16 protein-coding genes are annotated in these 16,409 nt (G+C 71.2%); 10 read left to right on the top strand and 6 right to left on the bottom strand.

Going from position 1 to position 16,409, the window contains the following annotated elements; genetic code table 11:
- Positions 1-39 precede the first annotated feature (39 nt).
- From atpA to ACSNOA_RS27090, 6 genes are all read left to right on the top strand, one after another.
- Positions 40-1,692 (top strand): F0F1 ATP synthase subunit alpha, encoded by a 1,653-nt coding sequence (gene atpA, locus ACSNOA_RS27115; RefSeq protein ID WP_436662621.1) that lies wholly within the window; start codon positions 40-42, stop codon positions 1,690-1,692.
- Positions 1,693-1,695: 3 nt separating this feature from the next.
- Positions 1,696-2,625, top strand: a complete 930-nt coding sequence (locus tag ACSNOA_RS27110; RefSeq protein WP_436662620.1) for a F0F1 ATP synthase subunit gamma — start codon at positions 1,696-1,698, stop codon at positions 2,623-2,625.
- Positions 2,625-4,064 carry a F0F1 ATP synthase subunit beta gene (gene atpD / locus ACSNOA_RS27105; RefSeq protein ID WP_436662619.1) on the top strand — a complete coding sequence of 480 codons (1,440 nt, stop codon included), beginning with the start codon at positions 2,625-2,627 and terminating at the stop codon, positions 4,062-4,064. Before ACSNOA_RS27110 ends, atpD begins: the two co-directional genes overlap by 1 nt.
- Positions 4,065-4,274: 210 nt before the next feature.
- Entirely contained in the window at positions 4,275-5,417 is a 1,143-nt protein-coding gene (locus tag ACSNOA_RS27100) for an LCP family protein (RefSeq protein WP_436662618.1), read from the top strand.
- 89 nt (positions 5,418-5,506) lie between these two features.
- Positions 5,507-5,791 (top strand): F0F1 ATP synthase subunit epsilon, encoded by a 285-nt coding sequence (locus ACSNOA_RS27095; protein ID WP_436662617.1) that lies wholly within the window; start codon positions 5,507-5,509, stop codon positions 5,789-5,791.
- 12 nt (positions 5,792-5,803) lie between these two features.
- Positions 5,804-6,259 carry a DUF2550 domain-containing protein gene (locus ACSNOA_RS27090; RefSeq protein ID WP_436662616.1) on the top strand — a complete coding sequence of 152 codons (456 nt, stop codon included), beginning with the start codon at positions 5,804-5,806 and terminating at the stop codon, positions 6,257-6,259.
- 31 nt (positions 6,260-6,290) lie between these two features.
- Here the strand turns inward: ACSNOA_RS27090 and ACSNOA_RS27085 are convergent, their stop codons facing one another.
- Positions 6,291-6,707: a VOC family protein gene (locus ACSNOA_RS27085; protein WP_436662615.1), complete on the bottom strand. Its 417-nt coding sequence runs from the start codon at positions 6,705-6,707 to the stop codon at positions 6,291-6,293.
- Positions 6,683-7,255 (bottom strand): cob(I)yrinic acid a,c-diamide adenosyltransferase, encoded by a 573-nt coding sequence (locus tag ACSNOA_RS27080; RefSeq protein WP_436662614.1) that lies wholly within the window; start codon positions 7,253-7,255, stop codon positions 6,683-6,685. The genes ACSNOA_RS27085 and ACSNOA_RS27080 overlap by 25 nt, the downstream gene beginning before the upstream one ends.
- Here ACSNOA_RS27080 and murA point away from each other — a divergent pair.
- Entirely contained in the window at positions 7,254-8,693 is a 1,440-nt protein-coding gene (gene murA / locus ACSNOA_RS27075) for a UDP-N-acetylglucosamine 1-carboxyvinyltransferase (RefSeq protein ID WP_436662613.1), read from the top strand. The two genes, ACSNOA_RS27080 and murA, sit on opposite strands and share 2 nt — an antisense overlap.
- A gap of 121 nt (positions 8,694-8,814) precedes the next feature.
- On the top strand, positions 8,815-9,663 hold the full coding sequence (locus ACSNOA_RS27070; RefSeq protein WP_436662612.1) for a 3-hydroxyacyl-CoA dehydrogenase family protein: 849 nt from the start codon (positions 8,815-8,817) through the stop codon (positions 9,661-9,663).
- A gap of 65 nt (positions 9,664-9,728) precedes the next feature.
- On the opposite strand, the gene ACSNOA_RS27065 is transcribed toward ACSNOA_RS27070, so the two are convergent.
- The gene (locus ACSNOA_RS27065) at positions 9,729-10,964 is read right to left on the bottom strand and encodes an MFS transporter (RefSeq protein ID WP_436662611.1); all 1,236 of its coding nucleotides are present in this window, start codon (positions 10,962-10,964) and stop codon (positions 9,729-9,731) included.
- A 57-nt stretch (positions 10,965-11,021) separates the two neighbouring features.
- Here ACSNOA_RS27065 and ACSNOA_RS27060 point away from each other — a divergent pair, with 57 nt between their 5' ends.
- On the top strand, positions 11,022-11,975 hold the full coding sequence (locus ACSNOA_RS27060; RefSeq protein WP_436662610.1) for a helix-turn-helix domain-containing protein: 954 nt from the start codon (positions 11,022-11,024) through the stop codon (positions 11,973-11,975).
- A 17-nt stretch (positions 11,976-11,992) separates the two neighbouring features.
- On the opposite strand, the gene ACSNOA_RS27055 is transcribed toward ACSNOA_RS27060, so the two are convergent.
- Together ACSNOA_RS27055 and ACSNOA_RS27050 are read right to left on the bottom strand one after the other, a co-directional pair.
- Entirely contained in the window at positions 11,993-12,838 is an 846-nt protein-coding gene (locus ACSNOA_RS27055; protein ID WP_436662609.1) for an ABC transporter permease, read from the bottom strand.
- Complete coding sequence (locus tag ACSNOA_RS27050) at positions 12,835-13,683, bottom strand: ABC transporter ATP-binding protein (RefSeq protein WP_436662608.1); 849 nt, start codon at positions 13,681-13,683, stop codon at positions 12,835-12,837. Before ACSNOA_RS27050 ends, ACSNOA_RS27055 begins: the two co-directional genes overlap by 4 nt.
- Positions 13,684-13,834: 151 nt before the next feature.
- Here ACSNOA_RS27050 and ACSNOA_RS27045 point away from each other — a divergent pair, with 151 nt between their 5' ends.
- Complete coding sequence (locus ACSNOA_RS27045; RefSeq protein ID WP_436662607.1) at positions 13,835-15,841, top strand: protein meaA; 2,007 nt, start codon at positions 13,835-13,837, stop codon at positions 15,839-15,841.
- 2 nt (positions 15,842-15,843) lie between these two features.
- Here ACSNOA_RS27045 and ACSNOA_RS27040 read toward each other — a convergent pair whose 3' ends face one another.
- Positions 15,844-16,140, bottom strand: a complete 297-nt coding sequence (locus ACSNOA_RS27040; RefSeq protein WP_436662606.1) for a DUF1540 domain-containing protein — start codon at positions 16,138-16,140, stop codon at positions 15,844-15,846.
- Positions 16,141-16,409 lie beyond the last annotated feature (269 nt).

Genomic DNA, 16,409 nt, shown 5'->3' with positions numbered 1-16,409 from the left:
CTAGGTATCCCGGGCCCCTGATACATAAGGAAGCAGAGGATGGCCGAGCTGACCATCTCGACGGAGGAGATCCGCGGCGCCCTGGAGCGCTACGTCTCCTCCTATTCGACCGACGTCTCCCGCGAGGAGGTCGGCACCGTCGCCGACGCCGGTGACGGTATCGCCCACGTCGAGGGCCTGCCCTCGACCATGACCAACGAGCTCCTGGAGTTCGAGGACGGCACGCTCGGCGTGGCGCTGAACCTCGACGTCCGGGACATCGGCGTCGTCGTTCTCGGCGACTACGCCGGTATCGAGGAGGGGCAGCGGGTCAAGCGGACCCAGCGCGTGCTCTCCGTGCCGGTCGGCGACGCCTTCCTCGGCCGGGTGGTCAACGCGCTCGGCCAGCCGATCGACGGCCTCGGTGACATCGCCAACGAGGGCTACCGGGAGCTGGAGCTGCAGGCCCCGAACGTGATGTCGCGGCAGTCGGTGTTCGAGCCGCTGCAGACCGGCATCAAGGCCGTCGACGCCATGACCCCGATCGGCCGTGGCCAGCGTCAGCTGATCATCGGCGACCGGAAGACCGGCAAGACCACGGTGGCGCTGGACGCGATCCTCAACCAGCGTGAGAACTGGCGCTCCGGCGACCCGACGAAGCAGGTCCGCTGCATCTACGTCGCCATCGGCCAGAAGGCCTCCACGATCGCCTCGATCAAGGGCCTGCTGGAGGAGTCGGGCGCGATGGAGTTCACCACCATCGTCGCCTCGCCGGCGTCCGACCCGGCCGGCTTCAAGTACCTCGCCCCGTACACCGGCTCGTCCATCGGGCAGCACTGGATGTACGGCGGCAAGCACGTCCTCATCGTCTTCGACGACCTGAGCAAGCAGGCCGAGGCGTACCGCGCCGTGTCGCTGCTGCTGCGCCGCCCGCCGGGCCGCGAGGCGTACCCGGGTGACGTCTTCTACCTGCACTCCCGGCTGCTGGAGCGCTGCGCCAAGCTCTCCGACGAGCTGGGCGGCGGCTCGATGACCGGTCTGCCGATCATCGAGACGAAGGCGAACGACATCTCGGCGTTCATCCCGACCAACGTCATCTCGATCACCGACGGCCAGATCTTCCTCGAGACCGACCTGTTCAACCAGGGCGTCCGGCCGGCCATCAACGTCGGCACCTCGGTCTCCCGGGTCGGTGGCGCCGCGCAGGTGAAGCCGATGAAGAAGGTCTCCGGTTCGCTGCGGCTCAACCTGGCCCAGTACCGCGAGCTGGAGGCGTTCGCTGCCTTCGCCTCCGACCTGGACCGGGCCTCCCGCGCCCAGCTGGAGCGCGGCTCCCGCCTCGTCGAGCTGCTCAAGCAGCCGAACTACTCGCCGTTCCCGGTGCAGGAGCAGGTCGTCTCGGTCTGGGCCGGCACCGAGGGCAAGCTGGACGACGTCCCGGTGGGCGACATCCGGCGCTTCGAGTCGGAGTTCCTCCAGTACCTGCGTCACAAGCACGCCGGTGTGCTGGCCGCGATCGCCGACAACAAGTGGGACGACGACATCATCGGCTCGCTGGACTCGGCCATCACCGAGTTCAAGCAGGTCTTCCTGGGCAAGCAGGACGACCGCCAGATCAACGAGGCCCCGGCCGCGCCGCTGGAGGGCGAGGAGAACCGCGAGACGGTGACCCGCTTCCGCGACGGCGCGACCGACCGGCCGGCAGAGAGCTGACCCATGGCCGCCCAGGTTCGCGTCCTTCGCCAGCGGATCCGCTCCGCGAAGGGGATGAAGAAGATCACCAAGGCGATGGAGCTCGTGGCGACGAGCCGCATCGCCAAGGCCCAGGCCCGGGTGGAGGCGTCCCTGCCGTACGCCCAGGCCATCACCGGCGTGCTCACGGCGCTGGCGTCCAACGCGCGGATCGACCACCCGCTGCTCACCCCGCGTGAGCGGGTGCGACGGGCGGGCGTCCTGCTGGTAACCGCCGACCGGGGTCTGGCCGGCGGTTACAGCACGAACGCGATCAGGACCGCGGAGTCGCTGATCGCCCGGCTGGACGCCGACGGCAAGCAGCCGGTGCTCTACGTCATCGGGCGGAAGGGCGTCACGTACTACCGGTTCCGCAACCGGCCCATCGAGGCGAGCTGGACGGGCTTCTCGGAGCAGCCGGCGTTCGACGACGCGCGCACGGTCGGCGAGACGCTCATCAAGGCGTTCTCGGCCGGTGCGGACGACGTCGACGGCGGCAGCGGGCCGGACGGGGTGCTCGGCATCGACGAGCTGCACATCGTCTACACCGAGTTCCACTCCCTGATGACCCAGACACCGGTCGCGAAGATCATCGGCCCGATGCAGGTCGAGGACCGTCCGCGGTCCGAGGGCCTGCTCCCGGCGTACGAGTTCGAGCCGGAGGCGGACGCGCTGCTCGACGCGCTGCTGCCGAGGTACATCAACACGCGGATCTACGCGGCGTTGATCGAGTCGGCGGCGAGCGAGTCGGCGGCCCGGCGGCGAGCCATGAAGGCGGCCACCGACAACGCCGAAGAGATGATCGAGAAGTACACGCGCGAGATGAACTCGGCCCGCCAGGCCGGGATCACCCAGGAGATCAGCGAGATCGTCGGCGGCGCGAACGCGCTGGCCGCGTCGGGAAGTGAAGTGTGATGACTGCCCCAGTAGAGACCAAGACGGCCACCGGTCGCGTGGTCCGGGTCATCGGCCCGGTCGTCGACGCCGAGTTCCCGCGCGACGCCATGCCGGACCTGTTCAACGCCCTGCACGTGGACGTGACGCTCTCCGGCGGCGAGAAGACGCTGACCCTCGAGGTCGCCCAGCACCTGGGCGACAACATGGTCCGCGCCATCTCGATGCAGCCGACCGACGGCCTGGTCCGCGGCTCGGTGGTGCGCGACACCGGGTCGCCGATCACCGTTCCGGTGGGCGACGCGGTCAAGGGCCACGTGTTCAACGCGATCGGCGAGGTCCTCAACCTCACCGAGGGCGAGACGCTCGAGGCGGACGACCGTTGGGGGATCCACCGCAAGGCCCCTGCCTTCGCGGACCTGGAGCCGAAGACCGAGATGCTGGAGACCGGCATCAAGGTCATCGACCTGCTGGCCCCGTACGTGAAGGGCGGCAAGATCGGCCTGTTCGGCGGCGCCGGCGTGGGCAAGACGGTGCTCATCCAGGAGATGATCACCCGTGTGGCCCGCAACTTCGGTGGTACGTCGGTGTTCGCCGGCGTGGGTGAGCGCACCCGTGAGGGCAACGACCTCATCGCCGAGATGACCGAGTCCGGCGTCATCGACAAGACCGCGCTGGTCTACGGCCAGATGGACGAGCCGCCGGGCACCCGGCTGCGGGTCGCCCTCTCCGCGCTCACCATGGCGGAGTACTTCCGGGACGTGAAGAAGCAGGAGGTGCTGCTCTTCATCGACAACATCTTCCGCTTCACCCAGGCCGGTTCCGAGGTGTCCACCCTGCTCGGCCGCATGCCGAGCGCCGTGGGCTACCAGCCGACCCTGGCCGACGAGATGGGCGAGCTCCAGGAGCGGATCACCTCCGTCCGGGGCCAGGCCATCACCTCGATGCAGGCGATCTACGTGCCGGCGGACGACTACACCGACCCCGCTCCGGCCACCACGTTCGCCCACCTCGACGCGACCACCAACCTGGAGCGGTCGATCTCCGACAAGGGCATCTACCCGGCCGTGGACCCGCTGGCGTCCTCGTCCCGGATCCTCGCCCCGGAGTTCGTCGGCCAGGAGCACTTCGCGGTGGCCACCGAGGTGAAGCGGATCCTGCAGCGCTACAAGGACCTGCAGGACATCATCGCCATCCTCGGCATCGAGGAGCTCTCCGAGGAGGACAAGGTCACGGTCGGCCGGGCCCGGCGGATCGAGCGGTTCCTGTCGCAGAACACCTACGCGGCGGAGCAGTTCACCGGCGTCCCCGGCTCGACGGTCCCGATCAAGGAGACCATCGAGGCGTTCCGCAAGATCAGCGAGGGCGAGTACGACCACTTCCCCGAGCAGGCGTTCTTCATGTGCGGCGGTCTGGAGGACCTGGAGCGCAAGGCGCAGGAGCTGATGAAGGAGGGCTGACCCAGCCCCCACGAAAAGCCGCCTCGGTAACACCGGGGCGGCTTTTCGTTCACCTTCAGGCCCTATCATCTCCGCTGCTCGGATTCTGGTGGTCGGCACTGGCGCACCCGCCGGGTACCGTTCATCGCGCCTTCACCGGGATCAGCGTTGATCGGTGCAACTTTTCAGCGACGCACGCCGTCTTCAGAGGAAGAGGCGTGACGAACGGAGATGCTCGTGGCCAAGGCCGGCAAGAACGGCCGCAAGTCGTCCATCTGGCGGGGCGTGCCCCGGTGGGCGCGGGTCTGCACCGTCTTCGGGACGGTGCTCATGGTGCTCAGCGGCGCGGTGCTCGTGGGCACCGAGGTGCTGACGGCCCGGTACGAGGGCGCGGTCGGCAAGGCGGACCTCTTCGGTGACCAGGCCGCCGGCGCCCAGCCCCGCAAGAGCGACATCAAGGGCCCGCTCAACCTCCTGCTGGTGGGCATCGACCCCCGCAACCCGGAGACGCCGCCGCTCGCCGACTCGATCATGGTGCTGCACGTGCCGGCGACCATGGACCGCGCGTACCTGTTCTCGATGCCGCGGGACCTCTACGTCGACATCCCGGAGTTCGAGCCGGCGCACTTCCGCGGCGAACGCACCAAGCTCAACGCCGCCATGTCCTTCGGCAGCCAGGTGCCCGGCCGCAACCCAGACGCCGCCCGCGGCTTCGAACTGCTCTCGAAGACCGTGCAGAAGGAGACCGGGATCAAGCGGTTCGACGCCGGCGCGATCATCAACTTCACCGGTTTCCAGAAGATCGTCGACGCGATGGGCGGCGTCACGATGACCATCGAGCGGGAGGTGCGCTCCGAGCACCGCGAGCCGAGTGGCCGGCACCGGGAGGGCAAGCCCGGCGGTGGGGGCTACATCGGGCCGCAGGCGGTCTACAAGAAGGGCACCCAGCACCTGAGCGGCTGGCAGGCGCTGGACTACGTCCGGCAGCGCTACCCGAAGAACGGCGTTCCCGACGCCGACTACGGCCGGCAGCGGCACCAGCAGCAGTTCGTCAAGGCGATGGTCGGGCAGGCGTTCAGCGCCGACGTGGTGACCAACCCGATCAAGCTGGACCGGGTGCTCCGCGCGGCCGGGCAGTCGCTGATCTTCAGTGGTCGCGGCAACAGCGTCGTCGACTTCGCGCTCGCGCTCAAGAACATCCGCCCGAACACGCTCCAGATGATCAAGTTGCCCGGTGGTCCCGTCTTCGACGGCAAGACGTACAAGGGCGAGCAGTTCCAGGCGGGCGTGGACGACTTCTTCACCGCCCTGCACAACGAGCAGCTCGACCCGTTCCTGCTCGAGCACCCGGAATTCGTGAACAAGAACAAGTAGTCGTGGCCCAGCTCTCGCCACCCGCGTTGGGTGCGCTGCGGCGGCGGGACTAGAATTTGCCCATTCCGCCGCCGCAGCAAGGAGACAGCGTGGCACAGCAGCTTCACGTCGAGCTGGTAGCCGTCGAGGAGAAGGTCTGGTCCGGCGAGGCCGAGATGGTCGTCGCCCGGACGACCGAGGGCGAGCTGGGTGTGCTGCCGGGGCACGCGCCCCTGCTCGGCCAGCTCGCCGAGCCCGGCCAGGTGCGCATCAAGCTCCCGGGCGGTGAGCAGGTCTCCTACGAGGTGGCTGGCGGCTTCCTCTCGGTGAGCGCCGAGGGCGTGACCGTCCTCGCCGAGAGCGCCACCCCGGTGTCCGCCGCTCAGGGTCGCTGAGCCACACCGTCGATGGAGATCGTCGAGGGGATCGGGATCGGCCTCGTCGCCGTTCTCGTCGCACTCCTGATCCTCTTCGTCCGGCGGGCCCTCGTCACCCGCAGCGGTGGGATCATCCGGCTCAGCGTCCGGGTCTCCACCCTGCTCGACGGTCGCGGCTGGTCGCCCGGCTTCGGCCGGTTCGTCGGCGACGAACTCCGCTGGTACCGCATGTTCAGCTTCGCGCTGCGCCCCAAGCGGGTGCTCTACCGCAAGGGGCTGGCGGTCGAGCGGCGGCGGCTCCCGGAGGGCCAGGAACGGCTCTCCATGCCCGCCGACTGGGTCATTCTCCGCTGTACCAGTCACCACGCTCCGGTGGAGATCGCCATGGCGCGGTCCACGGTGACCGGATTCCTCTCCTGGCTCGAGGCCGCCCCACCCGGGGCGGCCTCGCCGCGTCTGGCCTCCCAGGACTGGCCGGCCGCCTGACACCCGTCGCCCTCACTCGAAGGCGCGGCGCTCACTCCACGTCGGCGACCAGTTCGACCTCGTAGCCCTGCCCGTCGGTGAGGTAGGCGGCGTAGGTCCCCGGACCGCCGGCGTGCGGATGCCGGTCGGGGAAGAGCAGCGTCCAGCCGTGCGCCGGCGCCGCCGCGACGAGCCGGTCCACCGCCGCCGGCGGACCGGCGTGGAAGGCGAGGTGGTTGAGGCCGGGGGCGAGCCGGTCGTGCCGCCGTCCGCTCAGCGCCGGGGACTCCTCGAGCACCAGGTAGGTTCCGCCGTGCTTCCAGGAGCGGCCGGCCGGCCACTCCTGGAAGCGCGCCCAACCCAGTTCGGCGAGGAGCCAGCCCCACGCATGTTCGGCGGCGGCCAAATCGGGGACCCACACCTCGACGTGGTGCAGGCCTCCGGTCAGCGCCCGCCCCCGGGGACCCATAGCACATCTCCGGCCGGATTTGCCGTTCTTGTCAGGATGAACAGCAAATCGGAGAGTCGGTTGAGATACTTGGCCGGAAGAGTGCTGGTCCGCTCCGGGTCGTGGCTGACCAGCGCCCATGCCGCGCGCTCGGCGCGCCGGGCGACGGTCCGCGCCACGTGCAGCAGCGCCGCGCCCGCGGTGCCGCCGGGGAGGATGAAGGAGTCGAGCTTGCTCAGGCGCGCGTTGAAGTCGTCGCACCAGCCCTCAAGGCGCTCGACGTACTCCTCGGTGACGCGCAGCGGCGGATACTTCGGCTCCGGCTCGACGGGGGTGGACAGGTCGGCACCCACGTCGAAGAGGTCGTTCTGGATCGACCCGAGCACCGCCCGCAGCTCGTCGTCGAGCTGGCCGAGGGCGAGCGCGACGCCGATCGCCGCGTTGCACTCGTCCACGTCGGCGTACGCGACGATCCGCGGATCGGTCTTCGGCACCTGCTCGTTGTTGTTCAGCCTGGTCGTGCCGGCGTCGCCGGCCCTGGTGTAGATGCGCGTGAGGTGGACGGCCATGACGCACAGCCTACGGATACCGGACCTCACGATCCCGGTGCGGCCGGACGCCGCCGCCTGGCCGGCCACGGTTGGCCCCGGCGACGCGGGGGATACGGCGGTCAACGACGTCGACGTCATCCGGGTCCGCGGTGGCGCCCGGTTGACGGGCACCGTACACGTCGTCGGTGCGAAGAACTCGGCGTTGAAGCTCATGGCCGCCGCGCTGCTGGCGCCCGGGCGCAGCGTGATCACCAACGTCCCGCGGATCACCGACATCGCCATCATGGGCGAGGTGCTGCGCCGGCTGGGCTGCGACGTCCGGTTCGAGGCGGACGACCCGGTGGACCCCATGGTGGCCCGGGGCGGCGTGGCGCGGTCCCGCTCGGTGACCATCGACGTGCCCGAGCGGCCGGGCACCGACGCCGACTACGACCTGGTCCGCCGGCTGCGCGCGTCCATCTGCGTGCTCGGCCCGCTGCTGGCCCGACAGGGGTACGTGCGGGTGGCGCACCCGGGCGGTGACGCCATCGGCTCGCGCGGGCTCGACATGCACATCTCCGGGCTGACCCGGATGGGGGCGGAGATCTCTGGCGAGCACGGGTTCGTGATCGCGTCCGCACCGCAGGGCCTGCACGGCGCCGAGATAGCGCTGGACTTCCCGAGCGTGGGCGCCACCGAGAACCTGGTCATGGCCGCGGTGCTGGCCCGCGGCGCCACGGTCATCGACAACGCGGCCCGCGAGCCCGAGATCGTCGACATCTGCACGATGCTGCGGCAGATGGGCGCCCAGATCTCCGGGGCCGGCACGTCCACGCTGCACATCGAGGGGGTGCCCGAGCTGCGCCCGGTGCGACACGCCACGGTGGGCGACCGGATCGTCGCCGGCACCTGGGCCTTCGGGGCCGCCATGACCCGGGGCGACGTGACGGTGACCGGCGCGGACCCGGCGTTCCTCGAGGTCGCGCTCGACAAGCTCGTGGCCGCCGGTGGGCTGGTGGAGACCCGGGCGGACGCGTTCCGGATCCGGATGCCCGACCGGCCGGCCGCCGTGGACGTGGTCACCCTGCCCTTCCCCGGCTTCGCCACCGACCTGCTGCCCATGGCCATCGGGCTCGCGGCGGTCAGCGACGGCGCCTCCCTCATCACCGAGAACATCTTCGACGGCCGGTTCATGTTCGCCAACGAGATGATGCGGCTCGGCGCGGACATCCGGACCGACGGCCACCACGCCCTGGTCTGCGGCCGCGACCGCCTCTCCGGCGCGCCGGTGCGGGCCACCGACATCCGGGCCGGAGCCGGGCTGATCATCGCGGGGCTCTGCGCGGACGGGCTCACCGAGGTCTCCCACGTGCACCACGTCGACCGCGGCTACCCGGACTTCGTGGCCGACCTGCGGGCGCTTGGCGTCGAGGTCGAGCGCGGCACGGCGCCGGAGGAACCCGAGCTCTCCATCTGACCGTCGACGCGACTTAGCGACCGTTCAGCTCGCCGACTAGGGTTCGTCTCACAAGGCACGGTCTTGTGAAACAGACCCCTGGGTGCCGGCAGACACCCAAAACAGGCGAGGGAGAGAGCAGATGGCGGGTCGACTCGCGGTCGTCGGGGCCGGGCTGATGGGCTCCGGGATCGCCCAGGTGGCGGCGCAGGCGGGCTGGCAGGTGACGCTGCGGGACCTGGACGACGCGGCCACCACGCGGGGCGTCGACGGCATCCGGCGGTCGCTGGAGAAGTTCGCCGAGAAGGGGAAGATCGAGGCGTCCGAGGTCGAGGCGACGCTCGGCCGGATCACCCCGACCACCGACCTGGAGGCGGCCGCCGACGCGGACATCGTGGTCGAGGCGGTCTTCGAGCGCCTCGAGATCAAGCACGAGGTGTTCCGCGCGCTCGACAAGATCTGCAAGGCCGACGCGGTGCTCGCCACCAACACCTCGGCCATCCCGGTCACCCAGATCGCCGCGGTCACCGAGCGCCCCGAGTCGGTGGTCGGCACCCACTTCTTCTCCCCGGTGCCCATGATGAAGCTCTGCGAGCTGGTCCGGGGCTACAAGACGAGCGACGCCACGCTGGCCACCGTCCGGGCGTTCGCCGAGGAAATCGGCAAGACGGTCGTCGTCGTCAACCGGGACATCGCCGGCTTCGTCACCACCCGGCTCATCGCCGCCCTCGTGGTCGAGGCGGTCAAGCTCGTCGAGTCCGGGGTGATCTCGGCCGAGGACCTGGACACCGCGTGCAAGCTCGGGTTCGGCCACGCCATGGGTCCGCTCGCCACCACCGACCTCACCGGGGTGGACGTGCTGCTGCACGCCGCGAAGAACATCTACACCGACACCGCGGACGAGAAGTTCTTCCCGCCGGAGCTGCTCCAGCGCATGGTGACCGCCGGCGATCTGGGCCGCAAGACCGGCAAGGGCTTCTACACGTACTGAGCCGGGGCGCCGTGGGAGGCGCCGGCGGGCCGGGAGACCGGTGCCCGCCGGCGCCTCGGTGCTTCTCAGGGCGCCGTCGCGGCCGGGCTGGTCCGCTCGTCGGCGTCGCCACCGTCCGCGCGGGGCGGCGGGACGGGTCCGGGCGCGGTCCGCCGCAGGCCGGAGGTGAGCGCGAGCGTGACGGCCAGCGACGCCCCGGCGACCAGCGCGACGGCCTGGTACGGCGCGAGGAGGTCTGCGAGCGCTCCCGCGAGCGCGGCGCAGACCGCCTGCCCGGCCATCATGCCGTTGTGGTGCAGGCCGAGCACCTGACCACGGGCCTCGGCCGGCGAGTGGGTGATCAGCCGATCCTGCAACGGCAACGCGGCGGCGTAGCCGACCGAGGCGACCAGCGCGACGGCCACGGCCACCGGCAGCGGCGGCGACAGCACGAAGGCCAGGTAGGGAACGGCGAGTAGCAACCGCAGCGGGTGGACCCACCGCTCGCGGCGGGCCGGGGTCAGGAACCGGCCCACCACCACGTCCCCGACCAGCATGCCGAGGGCGGCGGCCGCGAGGAGGAAGCCGGCGCGCTCACCCGCGTACGGGACGAACAGCGCCTCGCAGCCGACGATCAGACCGTTGGGCACCCAGAGGTTGAGCAGGAGCGACCGGCGGCCGGGGTGGGCCCAGAGCTGGCGGTTGACGCGGAGGGTGCGTGTGACCGTCACCCGCTCGGTGGCCCGGGCCGGGTGCTCGGCGAGCCCGAACCAGCCCACCGCGGCGGCCACCGCCCGCAGGGCCAGGGCGAGCAGGAACACCTGGTACGGGCTCAGCCAGACGAGCAGGACGCCGGCCAGCCCGAACCCGGCGATCTGCATGACTCCCACACTGGTGTTCATGGTGGCCCGGGCCAGCACGTAGGCCTCGACCGGCACGATGTCGGTGAGCAACGCCCACCGGGCGCCGGCGGTGATCGAGCCGACGTACGCGCTCGCGAAGATGATCGCGAAGCGGGCCCACAGGGGGAGTCCGGGCACGACCTGCAGCGCGGCTCCGGCGGTGACGAGCAGCGCGGCGAGGGTCAGCGCCCGGCGCGGCGGCACGCTGTCGGCCGCGGACAGCAGCGTGAGACTGCCGAGGACACCGGCCAGCGGCGCGCCGAACATGCTCAGCGCGGTGAGCAGGGCCGAGCCGGTCGACGCGTAGGTCAGCGCGCCCAGCGCCAGCGCCGACGTCGTGTGCGCGGCGATTCCGGCGCAGTTCGCCAGGAACAGGTTGCGGAACTCCCGGACCGCGAACAGATCTGCGTACGTTCTCACGGAAGGATGGTCCGGGCCCGTCGGCTCGATCCCCAGAGTTACGTCTGGAGGCGAAACATGGGCGTCTGGCAGGTGCCGTCCGATCTGGTCGCGCGGAGCCGGTTCACGGTCTCGCCGATGGTCGAGACGGTCGCGGCGGTGAAGGCGCTGCGCTATCCGCACGTTCCGTGGGAGCAGGCCTGGCGACGGCCTCACATCGACGCGTTCCGGCGGATGCTGGCCGCCCGGCCGGTGGCCCGGGCGCTGCTGTCGGCGTCGTTCAACCTCCGGTGGATCGCGGACTTCCTCACCATCGCGCCCGCCTCGCCGGACCCGACGTTCGCGGCGGAGCTGGCGGCCGTCGAGAGCCTGTCCGACGAGCGGATCCGGGCCGACCTGCGCGTCACCCGACCGGAGCCACTCGCCGCCGAGCTGCTGGCGGACGGCCTCACGGGGCACGTGGTCGAGTTCCTTCAGTGGGTCTGGACGCACACCGTGGAGCCGGAGTGGCCGGAGCGGGAGCGCCGGCTGCGGGCGGACATCGTGGCCCGTACCGCCGCGCTGAGCACGGGCGGCTGGGCCGGGGTGCTGACCGACATCAACCGCAACGTGCGGTGGCTGGGCGAGGGTCTCCTCCAGGTCAACGACTACCCGGAGCCGGCACTGTCGCTGCACGAGGCCGAGCAGCTGCTCTTCCTGCCCGCGCACTGCCGTCGGGGCTGGGTCGTCTGGGACATGCCAACCCGGTTCGGGATGGTCTATCCGGCGCGCGGCATCCTCGCCGAGCGCACCTCACCGGCACCCGACGGTCTGGCCCGGTTGCTCGGCGCGAACCGGGCCGACATCCTGGCCCGGCTGGACGCGCCACTCAGCACCTCGCAGCTCGTGGTGCTGACGGGGCTGTCCCTCGGCACGGTCAGCGACCACCTGCGGGTGCTGCTCGACGCGGGCGCCGTCACCAAACGGCGTTCCGGGCGCGCGGTGCTCTACTGGCGTACGCCGCTCGGCGCCGCGCTCGTCGCCGGTGGCTGACGGCGAGACCCCACCGGTCAGCCGTCGCGCTTGGTGGTCCACCGGAACGTGGTGAGGCAGAGCACCAGGCCGATCACGCACCAGGCGGCGAGGACGAGCGCGACCCGGCCCAGCTCGAACGAGCCGCCGGGCTCCTGGCCGCCGAAGCTGTCCGGCAGGAAGACCGCGCGCAGCCCCTGGCACATCCACTTGAGCGGGAAGAGCGCGGCCACGTGCTGCATCCAGCCCGGCAGCTCGGTGAAGACGAAGAACACCCCGGAGATGAACTGGAGTACGAGCGCCACCGGCGTCACGACGGCCGAACCGCTGCGGGCGGTGCGGGCGAGCGACGAGATGGCGATGCCGCAGAGCGTGCAGGCGGTCACCCCGAGCACCGACACCCAGCCGAAGGTGAGCCAGCGCCCGGCGGTGGCCGGCAGGTCGAGGTCGAAGAAGGCGACCGAGACGGCGAGCAGCAGGACGGTCTCCGCCACCCCGATGGCCACCACCATGAGCACCTTGCCGGCGAAGTACGCCCACTTCGGCATGGGTGTGCCCCGGTAGCGCTTGAGCACCCCGCGGTCCCGCTCGATGGGGATCCAGATGCCGAGGTTCTGGAAGCTCACCGTCATGAGGCCGGTGGCGATCATGCCGGTGATGAAGTACTGCGTGTAGCTGACCCCGGGCGCGATCTCGTCGTTGAAGATCGCCGCGAAGATCAGGATCATGATGACCGGGAAGCCCATCGTGAACACGACGGACTCCCGGCTGCGCAGGAACTGGGTGATCTCCAGTCGGCCCTGGCGCAGCCCGAGCGCGACCGGGCCCGGCCGCCGGTTCGGGCTGGCGGCGACCGGGGCCGCCGGCTTCGTGGTCGTGGTCATCGGTGTCCGATCATCGTGAGGTAGATGTCCTCCAGGGTCGGCCGGGTCACGGTGAGGCCGGGCACCTCGCCGCCGAACCGCGCGGCCAGGTCCGCCACCAGCGCCGTCGGCGTCGCGCTCTGCGCGCTCTCCACCGACCCCTCCGGCGTACGCCAGGAGACCGTGGCCAGGGCCTCCTGCCGGTTGCCGAGCTGGTCCGGCGCGGCCACCGCCACGAGCCGGCCGCCGGCGATCACGCCGACCCGGTCCGCGAGCGCCTCGGCCTCGTCCAGGTAGTGGGTGGTGAGCACGATCGTGGTGCCGGCGGCGGCCAGGTCACGGATCAGCTCCCAGAACTCGCGTCGCGCCTCGGGGTCGAAGCCGGTGGTCGGTTCGTCGAGGAACAGCAGCTCGGGGCGGCCGATGATGCCCAACGCCACGTCGAGGCGACGCTTCTGGCCGCCGGAGAGGGTGTGCGTGCGGGCGCGCGCCTTGCCGGCGAGGCCCACCCGCTCGATCACCTTGTCCGGGTCGTCGGCGTCCGGGTAGAAGCCCGCGAAGTGCCGGACCACCTCACCGACCGTCAGCTCGTCGAACTCGCCGGTGCCCTGGAGCACGATGCCCACCCGGGAGCGCCAGTCCGCGGCCGGCGACGCCGGGTCGCTGCCCAGCACGCCGACCTCGCCCGCGTCGCGGCGGCGGTAGCCCTCGAGGATCTCCACGGTGGTGGTCTTGCCGGCCCCGTTCGGGCCGAGGAGCGCGAACACCTCGCCGCGGTGGACGTCGAGGTCGAGGCCGGCCACCGCGACGGTGTCGCCGTACGCCTTGCGCAGCCCCCGGACGCGGATCGCCAGCTCGTTCTCCATGCCGTCAAGTGTGCGACCTGGGAACGGCGGCCGGGCGGGCGGGGTGTGGTGGTGGGAGCCATGTCGCGCCGTCTGCGCCCGGTCGTACCGTCCATGGACCTGTGTGGTTTTCCACAACCCGTTCTACTGAACGGTAACTTAGACTCCGGCCATGGACGAGAAGGGCCTCCCGGGACGGCTGCCGGAGCGCGACCGCCCGTGGGTGATGCGCACGTACGCCGGGCACAGCTCGGCCGCCGCGACCAACGCCCTCTTCCGCCGCAACCTGGCGAAGGGGCAGACCGGGCTCTCGGTCGCCTTCGACCTGCCCACCCAGACCGGGTACGACCCCGACCACGAGCTGGCCACCGGCGAGGTGGGCCGGGTCGGCGTGCCGGTCGCCCACCTCGGCGACATGCGGGCCCTCTTCGAGGGCATCCCGCTCGCGGACATGAACACCTCGATGACCATCAACGCCCCGGCCATGTGGCTGCTGGCGCTCTACCGCACCGTGGCCGAGGAGCAGGGCTCGACGGCTTCGACGCTCTCCGGCACCACGCAGAACGACATCATCAAGGAGTACCTGTCCCGGGGGACGCACATCTTCCCGCCGGCGGCGTCCCTGCGGCTCACCGCCGACGTGGTCGCGGACACGCTCACAGCGATGCCCCGCTGGAACCCCGTGAACATCTGCTCATACCACCTCCAGGAGGCGGGCGCGACCCCGGTGCAGGAGGTGGGTTTCGCGCTCGCGACGGCCGTCGCCGTTCTCGACACGGTCCGCGACTCCGGCCAGGTGCCCGCCGAGCGGATGGGCGACGTGGTGCAGCGGATCTCGTTCTTCGTCAACGCGGGCGTCCGCTTCGTCGAGGAGATCGCCAAGATGCGCGCCTTCGGCGCGCTCTGGGACGAGATCATCCGGGAGCGGTACGGCGTCGCGGACCCGCGGCAGCGCCGGTTCCGGTACGGAGTGCAGGTCAACTCGCTGGGCCTCACCGAGGCGCAGCCGGAGAACAACGTCCAGCGCATCGTGCTGGAGATGCTCGGCGTCACGCTCTCCCGGGACGCCCGGGCCCGCGCCGTGCAGCTTCCGGCCTGGAACGAGGCGCTCGGCCTGCCCCGCCCCTGGGACCAGCAGTGGTCGCTGCGGATGCAGCAGGTGCTCGCGTACGAGTCGGACCTGCTCGAGTACCCCGACCTCTTCGCCGGCTCGCACGTCATGACCGCGCTGGTCGACGAGATCGTGGCCGGCGCGCGCGCCGAGCTGGACGCGGTGCTGGAGATGGGCGGCGTCGTCACCGCCGTGGAGACCGGCTACCTGAAGAGCGCCCTCGTCGCCTCGCTGGCCGACCGCCGTCGGCGCATGGAGGCCGGCTCGGACGTCGTGGTGGGTGTCAACCGGTTCACCGAGACCGAACCCTCCCCGCTCATGGCGGCCGGCGCCGAGGCCGTCGAGCAGGTGGACCCGGCGGTGGAGGCGTCGGCGGCGGCCGCCGTACGTGAGTGGCGGGCCGCTCGGGACGGCGCCGCGGTGGAGTGGGCGCTGGCCCGGCTTCGCGCCGACGCCGCCACCACGGCGAACCTGACGGCGGCGACGCTGCGGTGCGTGCGCGCCGGGGTGACCACCGGCGAGTGGGCCGGCGTGCTGCGCGAGGTCTTCGGGGAGTACCGGGCGCCGACCGGTCTGGCCGGTGGCGCCGGCTCGGGCGCCGACGCGGGTCTCGCGGGTGTGCGCGAGCGCCTCGCCGCCACGGCCCGCGAGCTGGGCAGCGGGCGGCTCCGGCTCCTGGTCGGCAAGCCGGGGCTCGACGGGCACTCCAACGGCGCGGAGCAGATCGCGGTCCGCGCCCGCGACGCCGGCTTCGAGGTGGTCTACCAGGGCATCCGGTTGACGGCGGGGCAGATCGTCGCGGCCGCCGTCGAGGAGGACGTCGACCTGGTCGGGCTCTCGGTTCTCTCCGGTTCCCACCTCGCCGCGGTGCCCGCGGTGCTGACGGGCCTGCGGGAGGCCGGGCGCGGTGACCTGCCGGTGGTCGTCGGCGGCATCATCCCGGCCGGCGACGCCGAGCGGCTGCGGGCGGCCGGGGTGGCCCGGGTCTTCACGCCGAAGGACTTCGCGCTCACCGGCATCATCGACGAGCTGGTCACGGTGATCCGGGAGGCGAACGGGCTGGGCTGACCTCAGCGCTCGTCGTACGTCATGCAGTCGGCCATGTCGTTGTCCGGGCCCACCCGAATCGCCGTGGCGTGGCACTCGAGCTGCTCGTTGTGCCGGCAGTCCGCCCGCTGGCAGGCGCCCACCTGGGCGGTCAGGTCGGCCACGCCCGCGCGGACCGGCATCTCCACGAAGGTGTGGCAGTGCGCGTGGTCCATGCTGCCGATCGTGATGGCGAAGGCGTGGCAGTCACCGGCCTGGTTGTACGCGCAGGCGGCGACCACACACTCCTCGACGGGGGGCATCCGCACCGCTGCCGTCATGGCGACCTCCTCTGGCCAGTTGCACCGATTCTAGGCTTTTGGCGGATTTGTTACGGCTCGATTGGTTCCTCATCGCCGCCGGGGCTGGTGCTCCCGTGAGCGTGATGCCTCTGAGGCATATTTATGCCTCAGAGGCATCACGGTGATGGAGGGTCGGGCTCGGTCCGGAGCGTGGAGCTGGCACGATCCACCGGCTTAGGCCCGGCTGGGTGGTTCGTCCGGATTTGACCTGTGACGGGCGGCACCCGGCCGGCGGAATCGTGGGCGGG

The sequence above is a fragment of the Micromonospora sp. URMC 103 genome, assembly GCF_051386435.1.
Taxonomy (GTDB): domain Bacteria; phylum Actinomycetota; class Actinomycetes; order Mycobacteriales; family Micromonosporaceae; genus Micromonospora.
The sequence above is the reverse complement of the archived record's forward strand: the minus strand, read 5'-3'. Positions and strand labels throughout refer to the sequence as shown.